We start from the raw sequence: 14818 nt of genomic DNA on the forward strand, positions 1-14818 counted from the left end.
GCGATGCTGATGGCAGTTTTGCGGCCGAGACCACGGCTACCGCCTGTAATAATGGAAACTGTGCTCATATCCGTTCTCCATAAATCTGTTTGTTGGTCACAGAGATCTTATGACAGGGGCTGCGGCCCGACGGTTGTCGGATCCTCGGCGAGCCTTGCCTATTTCTCCAAGCCAACGCCTGATGCGGGGTGCAGAATGCGATCGACCATCTGCGAGGCAGAGCCGAGATAGTTTTCCGGATCTGTGAGGTAACGCAGACGCTCGCGCCCAAGCGGGACCGATACGTCTTGTGTGTCCACGAGAACGTCGAAGAGCGGTTTTCCGGCCTCGACCGCACGCCGGCAGGCGGCATAGACGAGGTCGTGTGCGGTCTGGCGACCGGTCAGAGGAGCCAGCGCCATCATCACCGCTTCCGCCACGATGAGGCCTTTCGAGATCGCCAGGTTCGCCAGCATCCGGTCTGGGTGAACAGCGAGGCCGGAAAGCATGAAACTCGCTTGCAAAAGAGCCCCGGACGCGAGGGCAAAGCTTTCGGGAAGGGCGGACCATTCAAGATGCCATGATCCTGTGGCGCGCTCGAAATCATGCACCATCGCGTCGAGCATCAATCCCGAATGCTGTCTGACCATTTTTGCCGCAGCGATGATGATCTCGCAGGAGATGGGATTGCGCTTCTGCGGCATCGTGCTAGATGCGCCGCGATGTCGGGCGAACGGTTCCGAGACCTCTCCGATCTCCGTCGCCATCATCACAGAGACGTCGAAGGCGATCTTGGCGAGGCTACCGCTGATCAAGGCCAACACCTGCACGACTTCCACCATGCCGTCTCGGGCCGCGTGCCAGGTGATCGAGGGCGTTGCGAGACCGAGAATCTTGGCGAGCTCCGACTGCACGGCCAACCCTGGTCCGCCAAGGGAAGCGAGAGTTCCGGACGCCCCTGAGAATTGCACCACGAGAACACGCGGACGCAATTGCATGAGGCGTTCGCGATGTCGTTCGAGAGCCGACAACCAGACGGCGGCCTTGTAGCCGAATGTGATCGGCAGCGCCTGTTGCAGATGAGTTCGCCCCGCCATCGGCGTGTCGCGGTGATCGGCGGCAAGCCTGCGCAACGCGGCGATCGTGTCGTCGAGCTGCAGTTCGACGAGATCCAGCGCTTGCCGGACCTGCAAGACCGTGGCCGTGTCCATGATGTCCTGCGTCGTCGCACCCCAGTGCAGATAGCCACCGGCCTCGCCACAGGCATCGGCCAGCTGCTCGACGATCGGCAGGATGGGATAGCCGACAAGTTCAGTCTCGCGTGCGAGGCGGACCATGTCGAAACGGATCGTCCGGGCCGCGAAGGCGATCGAAGCGGCAGCCGCCTCAGGGATGAGACCAAGACGCGCTTCGGCCGCGGCGAGTGCAACTTCGGTCTCGACACATCGGCCGACGAAGGCGTCACTGTCCAACAACGAGCGCATCTCGTCAGCTACGAAGCTGCGCCCAAACAGCGGCGAATCGAGGAGGGAAAGCGCGCTCACCGCCGGTCTCCGTTCCGCGGAATGGTGCGCACATCCACCAGGACGGTCGATCCGACTACCGTGAAAGAGGGTTTGGAAGGGCTATCGATTGGCACCATCGGTCTTGCTCCGCTGAAGTTGGGCACCGGCACGTCTGGCACCCGTCAATTCTGTTTCCGTCAGGCGATTTGGACATGCTTGGTGACGGTATATGGCTCCAGAATTTCGATCCCGCCCTCAGTGCCGATCCCGCTATCCTTCCAGCCGCCGAGCGGTGCCTCGGGCAGGTGCGTCAGACCGACGTTTACAGAGACGGCGCCGCATCGGAGCTCATCGACGAGACGACGCTGCCTCTGGCCGTCATTCGTAAAAACGTAAGCCGAGAGGCCGAATTGGAGCCCGTTGGCAGCTTTGAGCATCGCCTCCTCATCTGTGAAGGGTAGGATCGGCGCGACGGGTCCAAACGGCTCCTCATGAAGAATAGCGGCTTCGGCAGGCACATCCGCCAAAACCGTCGGTGCATAAAAGAAGCCGCGCCTGTCAAGGCGAGCTCCACCGGCAGCGACCTTCGCACCTCGCTGCCGGGCATCATCGACGAGGCGGGTAATGGCTTCGATACGCCGCTCATTTGCGAGAGGCCCCACATGCGTGGCCGGGTCCAGGCCATCTCCCACCGTCAAACCGGTGGCGACCTCGGCAAAGCGCCTTTCGAAGCGCTCGGCGATGCTTTCCTCGACGAAAAAGCGTGATGGAGAGAGGCAAATCTGGCCGGCATTGGCGAACTTGGCCATTGCCAGAAGTTCCGCAGTCGCCTCCGGGTCTACGTCGCCGCAAACGACAACCGGTGCATGGCCGCCGAGTTCCATCGTCACGGACTTCATGTGAAGTCCTGCCATTGCCGCGATTCGTTTGCCGATCGGGATCGAGCCTGTAAAGGTTACCTTCGCGATCACCGTCGACTCGATGAGTTGGGTCGAGACCGCGTTGGCATCACCGAAGACGATGGCGAGCGCCGCCGGGTGAACGCCGGCCTCAAGCAAAGCCTCTCCCATCGCCAGGACGCAACCGGGCGTTTCCTGCGATGGCTTGCAGATAATCGCGCAGCCGGCGGCCAGCGCGCCGGCGAACTTCTTGGCGGCGAGCGCCATCGGAAAGTTCCAGGGCGTGAGTGCCGCGACGACGCCTATCGGATGCGGCTGCACCTCGATGCGCTGGCCGGCTTGCCGTCCCGGCACGATGCGGCCTGCGATTCGCCTAGCTTGCTCTCCGCCCCATTCGATGAAGTCGGCGGCGCGAAGAACCTCATCGCGCGCCTGGCACAGAACCTTGCCCTGTTCCAGCGTCAAGATGCGGGCAATCCGATCGGTGTCGCGCCGGATGATGCTCGCGGCATCCTTGAGGATGCGGCCGCGCTCCCAGGCAGGTACCGCCTGCCAGGATTGCAGTCCGCCCTGCGCGGTGCTGATCGCGTTTTCGATGTCGGCCGGCGACCCGTAGGCCACCTGACCGAGACTGTCGCCCGTCGCGGGATTGATTACGTCGACGGCAACGCCTTCAGAACCCTCGCGGTGCTCACCGTCTATCAGAAGCTGAAATGCGCTGCTCATCTGAATGTGATCCTTTTCTGGTCCTTGAAGCCGCGAACGGTTCCGATCAATCCTGCAAGGCGGTGACGATCGCCATCGTGAAGGCGGGGATGTCGGAGGGCATGCGGCTGGTGATAAGGTTGCCGTCCACCACGACCTCCTCGTCCACCACGGTCGAGCCGGCGTTCTTGAGGTCAGTCCGGATCGAGTACCAGGCCGTTGCACGGCGCCCCCGCAAGACATCGGCTTCCACGAGGAGCCACGGTCCGTGGCAAATCGAGGCAATCGGCTTGCCGGCATTGGCGAAGTCCTTCACCAGGGCTATTGCCTTTGGATCCATCCGCAGCTTGTCGGGATTAACGACGCCGCCCGGTAGAACGAGCGCATCGAAGTCTCCCGCGTCGATGTCGGAGATTAACTCGTCCGGCGTGATCGTCTCGGGCGACATATCCGAGTTGCCGGTCTCGGAATTGTAGATGCAGCCGCGGATCGGATCGCACTTCGGCGCAGCAAGCGTGACCTTTGCGCCAGCGTCCATAAGCAGCCGCCGTGGACTGTAGAGTTCGGCATCTTCGAATCCGTCGGTTGCCAGTATCAGAATGTTTCGGTTCGTCAGCTTCGTCATGGGCTCTCTCCTTGCTCTCAATGTGCGAGCTGCCTGCTTCAGTTGCGGAGAAATTATCGCAGCCCACCTGAGCGGAATTGTCGTGAAATTCAGATTTCTTGCCTAATCCGCCAAAGCGGCTTGCGTGAACGACTGTCCGCGCTCAGTATGCCGATGTTTTTGTCGATCGGAGTCAAAAGCGATGAACAGCACTTTGCTCGAATACGTCCGCCGCTTCGCAGATAGCGATGCCGACGAATTCGGCGTTGCCCGCACGCCGTTCCCCGGCCTGTTCGCCATGCGTGCGACGGCTCCGAGCGAGCTTCAATATGCGATTTCGAAACCACTGGTGGCGCTCGTTCTTCAGGGGGCCAAGCGTGTTACGATGGGGAACAGGAGTTTCGAATTCGGGGCTGGAGACTCGTTGCTGATCGCTGCCGACGTACCAAATGTCAGCCAGATCACGCGAGCCAGTGCCGGAGTGCCATACTACTCGCTCGTTCTCGATATCGATCCGGCAATAACTCAGTCCCTCGTGATGGAGATCGGCATTGCCCAGGCCGAGGTGGGTGCTTCCATTCGCGTGGATCCTACCGAAGCGGAAGTCGCTGAAGCGGCCCTGCGTTTGATGAAACTACTCGATCGTCCAGCTTCAATCCCGGTCCTGCAGAACCAGCTTCTTCGTGAGATGCACTACTGGCTGCTGACAGGTCGCCACGGTGCCGGCATCCGATCGCTCGGGGTCACCGACAGCCATGCAAACCGCATCGCGCGGGCCGTCGCGCTTATTCGAGCCGCCTATGCAGAGGCGCTGACGGTGGAGAAACTGGCCGAAGTCGCCGGCATGAGTCTTTCATCCTTCCACCATCACTTCCGCGTCGTCACATCGCTGTCTCCACTCCAGTTCCAGAAGCAGCTGCGCCTGATAGAGGCTCGGCGAATGATGATTTCCGAGGGGGCGCCGATCAGCAACGCGGCATACGCAGTGGGCTACGAAAGCGTCCCTCAGTTCACGCGGGAATATGGCCGGTTGTTTGGAGCCTCACCCGGGAAGGATGTTCGCGACAGCTTCGGCAAGAGCCAGATCGCTGCCTAGGTCACGAGCTTAGACTGCCTATAACCTGCTGGCGTGCGAACTGTGTCGGCGGGATGCCGACAAATCGGGTGAACGCGACACTGAAGGCGCCGGCCGCCCGATAGCCGACGGTTTCCGCAGATCTTTCACCCCGCCGCTGCCACGCCGCAGAATTTTCCTGGCGAGGGACATCCGCCACGATAGCAGATACTCCATCGGCGGAATGCAGACCTCCCTGCGGAAGAACACCGATCGCGGTTCTAACGGCGACCACCGCCGCCTCAGGATCTGTCAGAGTTCGTTAGTGCGGAACGCCAACGAACACTTCTGTTCGTAGGCAAAGGCGGCAGTGAACCACCTCGCTGTGCGGCTGCGGCGGGCGAGACCTATTTCATAGCAGATGCGATCGACTGCGCGGACGTGGTTTTGCTCGCCTCTCTCAAGGTTGATTGGGCACAAAGACCGGCGGCTCCGCTCTTTGTGCCCAATATGCCATTTTGTGGTGTGAGCGAAGTGGATCGTTAGTGCGGGCTAGGTCGTAGGCGTTGCGCCGGTCGATGCGGTAGCTGATGCGGGACAGCCACAAGTACCCGTTAACGCTGGCTGACGAATTTGGTCTTCTGGTAAGGTCCCAGGATGGTCTGGCCGCCTTCCGTCCCGTATCCACTGTCCTTCCAACCGCCCAACGGCACCTCAGGGATATGGGTCGGAATGTCGTTTATGCCGATCGTGCCGACCTGCAGGCCGTCCGACAGACGGCGTTGTCGTTTCGCGTCGTTCGTGAAGAGATATCCGGAAAGGCCATATTCCAACCCGTTCGCCTGTCGCAGCATTTCAGCCTCGTCATCGAAGCGGATAATGGGGGCAAGCGGTCCGAAAGGTTCTTCCCGCAAGATCCTGGCCTCGGCGGGAACGTTCTTGAGGACTGTGGGGGCATAAAAGTTACCGATGTTGCCGATGCGCTCTCCGCCAGTGAGAATCGCGGCGCCTCGCGCACGGGCATCTTCCACTAGGGCGGAGATTGCCTCCAGGCGCTTGGGGCTCGCCAACGGGCCCATCTGAGTTTCGTCAAGCGTGCCGTCGCCGACCCGAAGCTGTTTGGTATTTTCGACGAAGCGTTCAACGAAGCGGTCGTGCACCTCGCTCTCGACGAAAAAACGCGTCGGGCAGATGCAGATCTGACCTGCGTTGAAGAACTTCTTCGGAACGAGATAGTCGGCCAGTGCCTCCGGATCCGTGTCCTTGCACACAACCACAGGGGCATGTCCGCCCAACTCCATGGTGACGGGCTTCATTGCTTTCCCGGCTGCCGCCGCCAGAAGTTTTCCAACCGGGATGGAGCCGGTGAAGGTGATCTTCGCAATCTCGGGCGCCGGAATAAGATAGGATGAGACTTCGGACGGTACGCCGAAGACGACGCCGACGGCAGCAGGCGTCACGCCGGCGTCCAGCAGCGCGCGCACCAGACCGAGCACGGAAGCCGGAGTCTCCTCCGAAGGCTTGCAGATGATCGCGCAACCCGCTCCCAGCGCGCCGGCGAACTTCTTGGCGGCAAGGGCCATTGGAAAATTCCAAGGTGTAAACGCCGCAACGACACCGATCGGGTGCCGCTCGATTGTGATGCGGTTCGCCGGGTCCCGACCGATCAGACCCTCGGCAATAACTCGACGGGCCTGTTCTCCACTCCATTCCATGAAATCAGCCGAGCGGTCGACCTCGGCCATCGCCTCTCGGAGAGGCTTACCCTGTTCCAGAGTCATTGCCAGGCCAAGTTCGTGCTTGCGGGCTCTAAGCAGGTCGGCTGATTTTTTGAGGATCGCGCCCCGCTCCCATGGAGTCTTTGCACTCCATTCGGAGAGCCCACGAACAGCCGTGCTGAGCGCGAGGTCGAGATCGGCAGTCGACGCATGTGCCACGGCGCCGATCACTTGTCCGGTCGCGGGATTGAACACGTCTTCACAAAGCCCTGTGCTGCCTTCTCTTTCTTGACCGTCGATCAAGAGTCTGAAATTGGACATGTTGGCGAAGTCCTTTATTTTGCGTTGAACTGTGCGAGGGGGTTGGCGATTTCGGACGGGGGAATCGACAATTGGCCAGCAGCCAGTGTGTCCGAAATCAGAACGCGTGCGAGATGCCGATCAAACTCGGAAACATCCATTTCGCCATCGCGTTCAATCACCTCACGGATCGGCAGGCCCGTGGCAACAGCCAACTTTGTTAGGCGAGCCGCTACATCATAGCCTACCATCGGCGCGAGAACGGCGCCTAGCACTGGGGAGTGATCGAGAGCGCGCCTGAGGTTCTCGGGATCGGCTCTCAAGCCGGATATACACCCCGATGCCAGAACAAGCTGTGCATCCGAAAGAAGCCTGATTGAGTTCAGGACCTCATGCAGAACAAGCGGCTTGCAGGTATTCAGTTGCAGCGCCCCAGCTGCGTTGGCTGCAACGACAGTCGCCGAGCTGCCAAGCACCCTCAGACAGACCTGGATGACAGCTTCGCAGACCGTGGCGTTGCGTTTGGAGGGCATAATCGAGGACGACAACCCATCATCAGGCAGCATCAGCGATGGCGTGCCGCTTAGGCTCGAAGTGAGAAGTCTTATATCGTTGCAGACCTTCAGTATGGCCGTGGCAAGAACGTTAAGCTCTCCGCAGATGGCTGCGAAGGAATCGTGAGCGGCCATGAATTGCGAGGGGTGCGAGCTTGGGCGCAACGCTCTTCCTACAAAGGCGCCAAGCTCTTCGCAGACCAATCCGGCGAAGCCCGGCGTGCCATTGACGCCACTGCCGCTTGCGGTTCCTCCTTGCGGCAGTTCACCAAGCCTTTCAGCATGCAACTCGATCCCGGCCCAAGCTGCGGCGATCTGCCGTTCCCAGGTCCGAAACTCACTGCCCAAGGTTATGGGCAAGGCATCCTGCAGGTGGGTCATGCCCAGCTTGATGTAGGCGTGAAACTCGTCAGCTCTCTCTGAGAGCGCTGATTTCAGTCGGTCCATCGCCGGCGCTAGCGATCCAAAAACCGCGCGCACCGTGCAAATATGCATAATCGTGGGGAACGTGTCGTTTGAGGACTGACCCATATTAACGTGATCATTGGGGTGGACAGGAAAGCGCGCGCCAAGGGAATGTCCCAGCAATTCGTTCGCGCGATTGGCGATAACCTCATTGGCGTTCATGTTGGTTTGCGTGCCAGATCCGGTCTGCCAGAGCGAGATTGGGAACTGATCATCGAACAAGCCTTCCTTCATTTCCTGTGCAGATAGGATGATTGCGTTGGCAAGCTCTTCAGGAAGCTTTCCAAGCTTAAGGTTCGCGCGAGCTGCTGCCGCCTTTTGCGCGCCAAAACACCGGACGACGTCTTTCGGAAGCTGTTCATCGCCAATTGCGAAGAGAATTCTTGAACGCTCAGTTTGGGGTCCCCAATAAGCTCCATCAGGGATCGAAATTGCGCCATAGGCGTCCGTTTCCGTTCGAGTGCCCATAGAACCTCACCTTCCAATTTGCGTTGGGTTATTGTACGATTGTTCGTACAAAGTCAAGGTTGGTCGACTTGCCTCTGCAAAAGGCGAAAGATAACGTCGAAAATCATGGATGAAGGAATTACTGCAGGTGGCGCGCCATCAAAGTCAGCCCAAGTACCGAATCGTAGAGGACTATCTCAGGGGTCAATTGGCCGATGGCCATTTCCCGGTGGATGCGCTTCTTCCAACGGAAGAAGTCCTGCGCATCAGGTTCGGCGTCAGCAGAGCGACGGTGCGGGCGGCACTGAACAATCTGCAAGCCGATGGGATGATTGCAAGGACGCCTGCCATTGGTTCGCGCGTACTTGCACCAAGGCAACGCAGGGCGTTTCAAACGGGTTGGAACTCGGTAGAGGACTTACTGCAGCACACCAAGGTTGTGCAACTTCACGTGCAGTCCATCGAGGAGTTGGTTCTTGATCCGGCGCTTGCGGAAGAGATTGGCTTCGGTAGCGGACGGGGCGTCGTCAAAGTCCAGGGCGTACGATGGAACAAGGACGACACAAACGCCCCTCTCTGTCTCGTCGAAATTTTCTTCGACACACTTTACAGCGGGATTGTCGACCAGATTCGCTCGGCGAATAGGCCGATCGCAGATCTGATCGAGGATCGCTATCAAGTCAGGATAGAGCACATTCGTCAGGAGATATCAGCCGGAGAGTTGCCACCGGACATTGCAGGCGCGTTGTCGGCTACCGAGAAGGGCCCAGCACTGATCATTAAGCGCTGGTACTCGGACAGGGACAATCAGATGTTCCAAATGACGCGAAGCCAATATCCGGCTGAACGTTTTCGCTATGTGGTCGAATTCGGACGATCACACAACTAGCGCTGCTGAACCCGGATAGGACAAGAATTCCGATGGAAATGTAATTAGACACGTTCGACGCACTCGCGTCGGCTGGGCATTCCGGACAATTCGACAATTTGCTTTGTGAGATACGCGCTAGCTTTCGCTTGCCGCTGCGGAAGCGTCGTGACGCAGAATCCCGCTGATCATTATGTTGCGGCGGTGGTGAGAAGCCTACCTGAAGCGCATTCGGCCGACTTTTGCCGTCAAAAATCCGCTTCATTTAAGAAACGGAAAGAATGCAATTGACTTTGTACGAACATTCATACATTTAAGCCGGCAGACAAAAGCGGGTTGGCCTCTGGCAGACCCAAGGGAGGCTGGAGTTCATGCTGCAGGCGCGTGGCGTCACGGTCCGGTTCGGTGGGGATATTGCCGTCAACCGCGTGAATATCGATGTGCGTGCCGGTGAAATCGTCGGTCGACCGGCCCCAACGGCGCTGGCAAAAACGCGCGGCCGCCTGCCTCCACGCGCCGCCACACAAGGTCAAACAAGAGAGGTTGCAAGCTCTCTATCTGAGCTGACCGACCAAAGATCCGCCACACGGCCCAAATGGTCGACGGTGTCCATGGGCAATTGAACAGGAGCACCAACAAGATGCAATTGAGCGAGCTCGACATCAGTAAGGGCGCCGGGCGTTTGGCCGGCAAGGTGGCGATCGTCACCGGAGGCGGCAGCGGCTTCGGCGAGGCGACCGCCAGACTGTTCACGAAACAGGGCGCCAAGGTCGTGATAGCCGACCTTCGCGCCGATGCCGGCGAGCGTGTCGCTTCAGATATCGGCGATGCAGCCCATGCCGTCTCGGGCGATGTCAGTTCGGCCAAGGATGTCGGGGCAATTGTATCGGAGACGCTCAGGCACTTCGGCAAAGTCGACATAGTGGTCAACAATGCCGGTATCACCCATGTCAATCAGCCGCTGCTGGAGACTGACGAGGCCTCCTTCGATCGAGTGTTTCGGGTCAACGTCAAATCGGTCTACCTCTTCGTGCAGGCCGTGGTTCCGCAAATGCGCGATGCCGGCGGTGGCGTCATCTTGAACATAGGCTCGACGGCTGGACTCCGTCCCCGTCCCGGGCTGACCTGGTACAACGCGTCGAAGGGGGCGGTGAACCTGATGTCCAAGTCGCTCGCCGTCGAGCTCGCGCCATGGAAGATCCGGGTCAATGCGCTGTGTCCCGTGGCAGGCGACACGCCGCTGCTTGCCGACCTGATGGGTGTCCCGGATACGCCAGCCAACCGCCAGAAGTTCATCGACAGCATCCCGCTCGGTCGGCTGTGCAGGCCATCGGATGTTGCGGCTGCGGCGCTCTATCTAGCATCGGACGAAGCGGACTTCATAACCGGCGTCGAATTCCCCATCGATGGGGGAAGAACGGTTTGAGGCCATGCTGACCACGAGCAGGGTAGGTGGGAGGCGCTTGCCCATTGGTTCGACCGGGAAGCGTGGCAACGCAAATTCTGACGGACTGCCATAGGGGCCCAAATCCAATTGCCTTGCATCAGGGCTTCCGCTGCTGATCGCACCCCACACGTTTGAAATGCCTACCAAGGAGGATACGATGAACATCGCGACTGCAATACCGGAAGCCGTAAGGACGGATGACTTCCGCATGTTGATCAACGGCGATCTCAAGGGTTCGAACCGCCTTTTCGAAGTTTACAATCCAGCGACCAATGCAGTGATCGCACACGCGCCGGAAGCAACCAGAGACGACCTCGACGAAGCTGTCGCTGCTGCAGGAATAGCCTTCAAGTCCTGGTCGAAACTTAGCTGGGATGAACGTGGCGCCTATATCCATCGCTTTACCGACGTCATCGAGCAGCGGCGCGAGGAACTCGCGACCATGCTCACGCTTGAGCAAGGCAAGCCGCGGCACAGCTTCGCCACGCGGGAAGTCGATCTTGCCATTCACTGGTTGCGGGGCATGGCCGATCAGCGGCTCCATCATGAAATACTGGAAGACAATGACGAACATGTCGTGGAAGTTCAACACACCCCGCTGGGCGTGGTCGGGGCAATCACGCCATGGAATTTCCCGGTTCTGCTAAGCCTCTGGAAGATCGCGCCGTGCCTGGTCACGGGTAACACGATGGTTCTCAAGCCATCGCCGTATACGCCGATGTGCACGCTCTGGTTCGGGACGATCGCCAAGGACATCTTCCCGAAAGGCGTTCTGAACATCGTTTCGGGCGGCAATGATCTGGGGCAATGGATGACCGAACATCCGGGCATCAGCAAAATCAGCTTCACTGGGTCGTCCGCGACCGGCAAAAAGGTGATGGCCTCCTCTGCGGTAAACCTGAAACGCATTACCTTGGAACTGGGCGGTAACGACGCAGCCATCGTGATGCCGGATGCTGATCTGGACGAGGTCGTACCCCAGCTGTTCGGAGCAGCCTTCGGCAATTCCGGTCAATGGTGCATCGCACCAAAGCGGATCTTCATCCATTCTTCGAACTATCGCACCTTCGCCGACAAGTTCGTGGCCTTCGCGAAGGAAAAGAAGGTAGGCGACGGCATGCTGCCGGATACCGACCTCGGCCCGATCCAGAACAAGATGCAGTATGCAAAACTGCTGAACATGTTCGAGGACATTCGCGAAAAAGGTTACAACGTTCTACTGGGCGGCTGCATTGACGAAAGCCTTGCAGGCAATTTCGTCCCGGTCACCATCGTGGACAATCCGCCGGACGACAGCCGCATCGTTCGCGAAGAGCCGTTCGGTCCTGTGGTTCCATTGCTCCAGTATGATGACTTCGATGAAGTCGTGGAGCGCGCCAACAACACGGATTACGGCCTGGGAGGATCGGTATGGGGGCGTGATCGTGCAAAAGCGATCGAGATCGCCAGACAGCTCGATACCGGAACGGTGTGGGTCAACGAAATCCAAGTTCACGGCATAACCCTACCGCTCGCGGGTCACAAGCAATCCGGCATGGGCGTCGAGAATGGTGTGGAAGGGCTTTGTGACTTCACCAACACCAAGACGTTGATGTTCAGGAAATAGAGCCCGCGCATCGCTGTCCGTTCTGAGAGGGAATGCCCTCCGGGTCGGCATTCCCATGAACAACAACGATCAGCGCCCTTTTTCTCAGGAGGAGTACTACGCATGCACCGTATCTTACGCCTTGCTTTTATTGTCATCGTCTCTTTCGGCGGTGGGCTCCAGGCTTTTGCGCAAGGGCTCGACGAATTGCCGCCCGACATTGCCGCTTTCTACCAAGGGCTCGACGCCGAACAGCCCGTCGCACCTTCAGCCTACCGGGACTTCAAGCCACGCAAGGGCCCACCATGGACCATCGGCTATGCGAGCTCCTACGCTGGAAACACCTATAGAGCCGCGGCGATGGATCGTCTGATGAACAAGCTGCTTCCGGCGTACAAGGCTGCCGGACTGGTCAGCGATGTAATCGTCACGCAGTCAAATCTCAACGATGCAACCCAGATCCAGCAGATTCGCCAACTTGTCGATCAGGGGGCGGATGCGATCATTCTCTGCTGCTCCAACCCGGTCGCGCTGAACAAGGCGGTCGAGTACGCTTACAAGAAAGGCGTACTGGTCGTGAGCTGGTCGGGCTACCTAACGTCGCCCTATGCCATCAACACCTCGGCCAACTACACTGACGGCGGCTATCAGGTGGCGAAGCAGCTTATCGAGGAAGCTGGCGGCAAGGGCAATTTCCTGCTCGTTTCCGGCATTCCGGGCGCCGCGTCGTCCGAATCCTTCGACAATGGCGCCCGTAAGGCCCTGGCGGAGTTCCCCGATGCCAAGCTTGTCGGACAGGTGGCAGGCAATTGGACTGATCAGATCGCCCAGACCGAAGTCCAGAAATGGCTGGCTACGAACTCCATTGATCTGGCCGGCATCATTACCCAGGGTGCACAGGAAAACGGTGTGCTCAAGGCGGTTCTCCAGTCGGGCCGCAAGGTAATGCCTATGTCTCAGACCGGCGAAGCCGGCGCTGCCTGCTACATGAAGAAAAACCCTGACTGGCTAAAATATGCGTTCCACATGTGGCCGCCAGCGGATGAGATGGAGCTGGGGTTCAACGTCTTGATCCGGACGCTCGAAGGCCAGGGCCCCAAGGTGCAGTCGGTTATCCGTTCGGTCTATCGCGTCAGTGCAGCCGACTATACGGCGAAGATATCCAACGATTGCTCGTTCGACGATCCCTCTTACGTCGAGCCGGGGATTCAGGACTGGTTCCCCAGCGACCGTGCAGCCGGCTATTTCCTTCGGCCTAGCGATCCGCTGACCTGGAAGCCCGGCAATTAAGGGAAGCGCGGCAATTAGGGTCACAGGCGAGTGGATCTATCGATCCGCTCGCCGACTTCAACGAGGAACTCGGTATGGATGGCATCCGCATAGTAAACGTCAAAAAGTCCTTTGGGGAAACCCATGCGCTGACGAATGCCAGTCTTGCCGCCGCTATGGGGGAAGTCCACGCGATCGTTGGGGAAAACGGCAGCGGCAAGAGCACACTGGCCAAAATCATTTCGGGTGTGCTTACTCCCGATGCTGGAAGCGTAACGGTGCTTGGGGATGCTCCGCGCGACCCGGGGCACAGCAGGCAGCTCGGAGTTGCAACCATCTTTCAGGAGATGATGCTGGCGGAAGAGTTGTCAGTCGCCGAAAATGTCTTTGCTGGTGCCGACGGCTTCCTTTTGAAGAAAATGTCGTCGGGGGCAAAAAATCTCGCCACGAAGGCCCTGATCGAAAGGCTTAGCGGACAGCAGATGGATCCGACGACCAAGGTTGCGGACTTGCCTCTACACCTGAAGCAATGGATCGTTCTCGCCCGAGCAATTCGAACCGAGCCGCGGGTGCTCATCCTCGACGAATCGTCTGCTGCGCTCGACCTGGCAGCCACCGAGCGCCTTCATCAGGAGATTCGCCGCCTCCGCGATAGAGGAGCCTGTGTTCTCATCGTCACGCACCGCATTGCGGAACTTGTAAAGATCGCGGACAAGGCAACCGTCCTGCGGGACGGAGAAACAGTCGGCACGCTCTCGAAATCAGAGATCACCGAGAAGAATCTATTGCGGCTGTTGTCAGCCGGCAAAGTACAATCTGTACAGCAGGCTGGAAGCTTGCAGGCCGCTCGGGCGCAAGCGCAGACCTTATTGCGCTGCGATGGATTCCAGCTCGCTTCCGGCACTGCCGCCTTTGACTTTTCGCTTCGCGAAGGGGAAATTGTGGGAGTGACTGGGTTGGATGGGGCGGGGCAGACTGAGTTCGTCCGTGCGCTCGTGGGTGTCGACCAGCCGTTCGCCGGGATCGTCGAAGCCCGGAATGCGGAAGGCGAACCGGTCCTCATATCATCGGTTAAGGACGCGTATGAAGCGCGCATAAGCTATGTTTCGGGCGATCGGAAGAAGGAAGGCATATTTCCCGCCCTTTCGACGTTCGAGAATTTTGGAATAGCCCTCTACGCTCGCCATCGGCAGAAGAACGGCCTTATCGATGCCAAGTCGCTCCGAAAATCCTTTCTCGATGAGGTTGCTCGCCTTGGAATCAAGGTAGGCGCTGCCGGCAACCGGATTACCTCCCTGTCCGGCGGCAACCAGCAGAAGATTCTGATTGCGCGCGCGTTTTCTTCCGGGCCGAAGGTGATCGTCCTCAACGACCCTGCGCGGGGCGTCGATATCGGTACCAAGCAGGAATTGTACCGGC

Annotated in this window: 12 protein-coding genes; 7 read left to right on the top strand and 5 right to left on the bottom strand. The window is 59.0% G+C overall.

The features are described 5' to 3' along the window. Positions 1-158: 158 nt before the first annotated feature. The 3 genes from EN943_RS26135 to EN943_RS26145 form a co-directional block, all read right to left on the bottom strand. Positions 159-1463, bottom strand: a complete 1305-nt coding sequence (locus tag EN943_RS26135; RefSeq protein ID WP_127415205.1) for an adenylosuccinate lyase family protein — start codon at positions 1461-1463, stop codon at positions 159-161. Between the two features lie 218 nt (positions 1464-1681). Continuing rightward, on the bottom strand, positions 1682-3109 hold the full coding sequence (locus tag EN943_RS26140; RefSeq protein ID WP_127415196.1) for an NAD-dependent succinate-semialdehyde dehydrogenase: 1428 nt from the start codon (positions 3107-3109) through the stop codon (positions 1682-1684). Between the two features lie 46 nt (positions 3110-3155). Further along, positions 3156-3713: a type 1 glutamine amidotransferase domain-containing protein gene (locus EN943_RS26145; protein ID WP_127415197.1), complete on the bottom strand. Its 558-nt coding sequence runs from the start codon at positions 3711-3713 to the stop codon at positions 3156-3158. Positions 3714-3894: 181 nt separating this feature from the next. Here EN943_RS26145 and EN943_RS26150 point away from each other — a divergent pair, with 181 nt between their 5' ends. Beyond that, positions 3895-4788 carry an AraC family transcriptional regulator gene (locus tag EN943_RS26150; RefSeq protein ID WP_023816613.1) on the top strand — a complete coding sequence of 298 codons (894 nt, stop codon included), beginning with the start codon at positions 3895-3897 and terminating at the stop codon, positions 4786-4788. A 572-nt stretch (positions 4789-5360) separates the two neighbouring features. Here EN943_RS26150 and EN943_RS26160 read toward each other — a convergent pair. Further along, positions 5361-6785, bottom strand: coding sequence for an NAD-dependent succinate-semialdehyde dehydrogenase (locus EN943_RS26160; protein WP_127415198.1), 1425 nt, complete (start codon positions 6783-6785; stop codon positions 5361-5363). A gap of 14 nt (positions 6786-6799) precedes the next feature. Then, the gene (locus EN943_RS26165; RefSeq protein ID WP_127415199.1) at positions 6800-8251 is read right to left on the bottom strand and encodes a class II fumarate hydratase; all 1452 of its coding nucleotides are present in this window, start codon (positions 8249-8251) and stop codon (positions 6800-6802) included. Between the two features lie 109 nt (positions 8252-8360). Here EN943_RS26165 and EN943_RS26170 point away from each other — a divergent pair, with 109 nt between their 5' ends. From EN943_RS26170 to EN943_RS26195, 6 genes are all read left to right on the top strand, one after another. Then, positions 8361-9119: a GntR family transcriptional regulator gene (locus tag EN943_RS26170; protein WP_127415200.1), complete on the top strand. Its 759-nt coding sequence runs from the start codon at positions 8361-8363 to the stop codon at positions 9117-9119. Positions 9120-9469: 350 nt separating this feature from the next. Next, positions 9470-9721, top strand: a complete 252-nt coding sequence (locus tag EN943_RS26175; RefSeq protein ID WP_127415201.1) for a hypothetical protein — start codon at positions 9470-9472, stop codon at positions 9719-9721. Between the two features lie 17 nt (positions 9722-9738). Then, positions 9739-10524: a glucose 1-dehydrogenase gene (locus EN943_RS26180; protein WP_127415202.1), complete on the top strand. Its 786-nt coding sequence runs from the start codon at positions 9739-9741 to the stop codon at positions 10522-10524. 178 nt (positions 10525-10702) lie between these two features. Further along, complete coding sequence (locus tag EN943_RS26185; RefSeq protein ID WP_127415203.1) at positions 10703-12151, top strand: aldehyde dehydrogenase family protein; 1449 nt, start codon at positions 10703-10705, stop codon at positions 12149-12151. A gap of 102 nt (positions 12152-12253) precedes the next feature. Then, on the top strand, positions 12254-13420 hold the full coding sequence (locus EN943_RS26190) for an ABC transporter substrate-binding protein (protein WP_127415204.1): 1167 nt from the start codon (positions 12254-12256) through the stop codon (positions 13418-13420). A gap of 74 nt (positions 13421-13494) precedes the next feature. Then, the coding region (locus EN943_RS26195; protein ID WP_164778377.1) for a sugar ABC transporter ATP-binding protein at positions 13495-14818 on the top strand (1324 nt) is incomplete at its 3' end.

This window comes from Mesorhizobium sp. M7A.F.Ca.US.006.01.1.1 (assembly GCF_003997935.1).
In the GTDB taxonomy this organism is placed as follows: domain Bacteria; phylum Pseudomonadota; class Alphaproteobacteria; order Rhizobiales; family Rhizobiaceae; genus Mesorhizobium.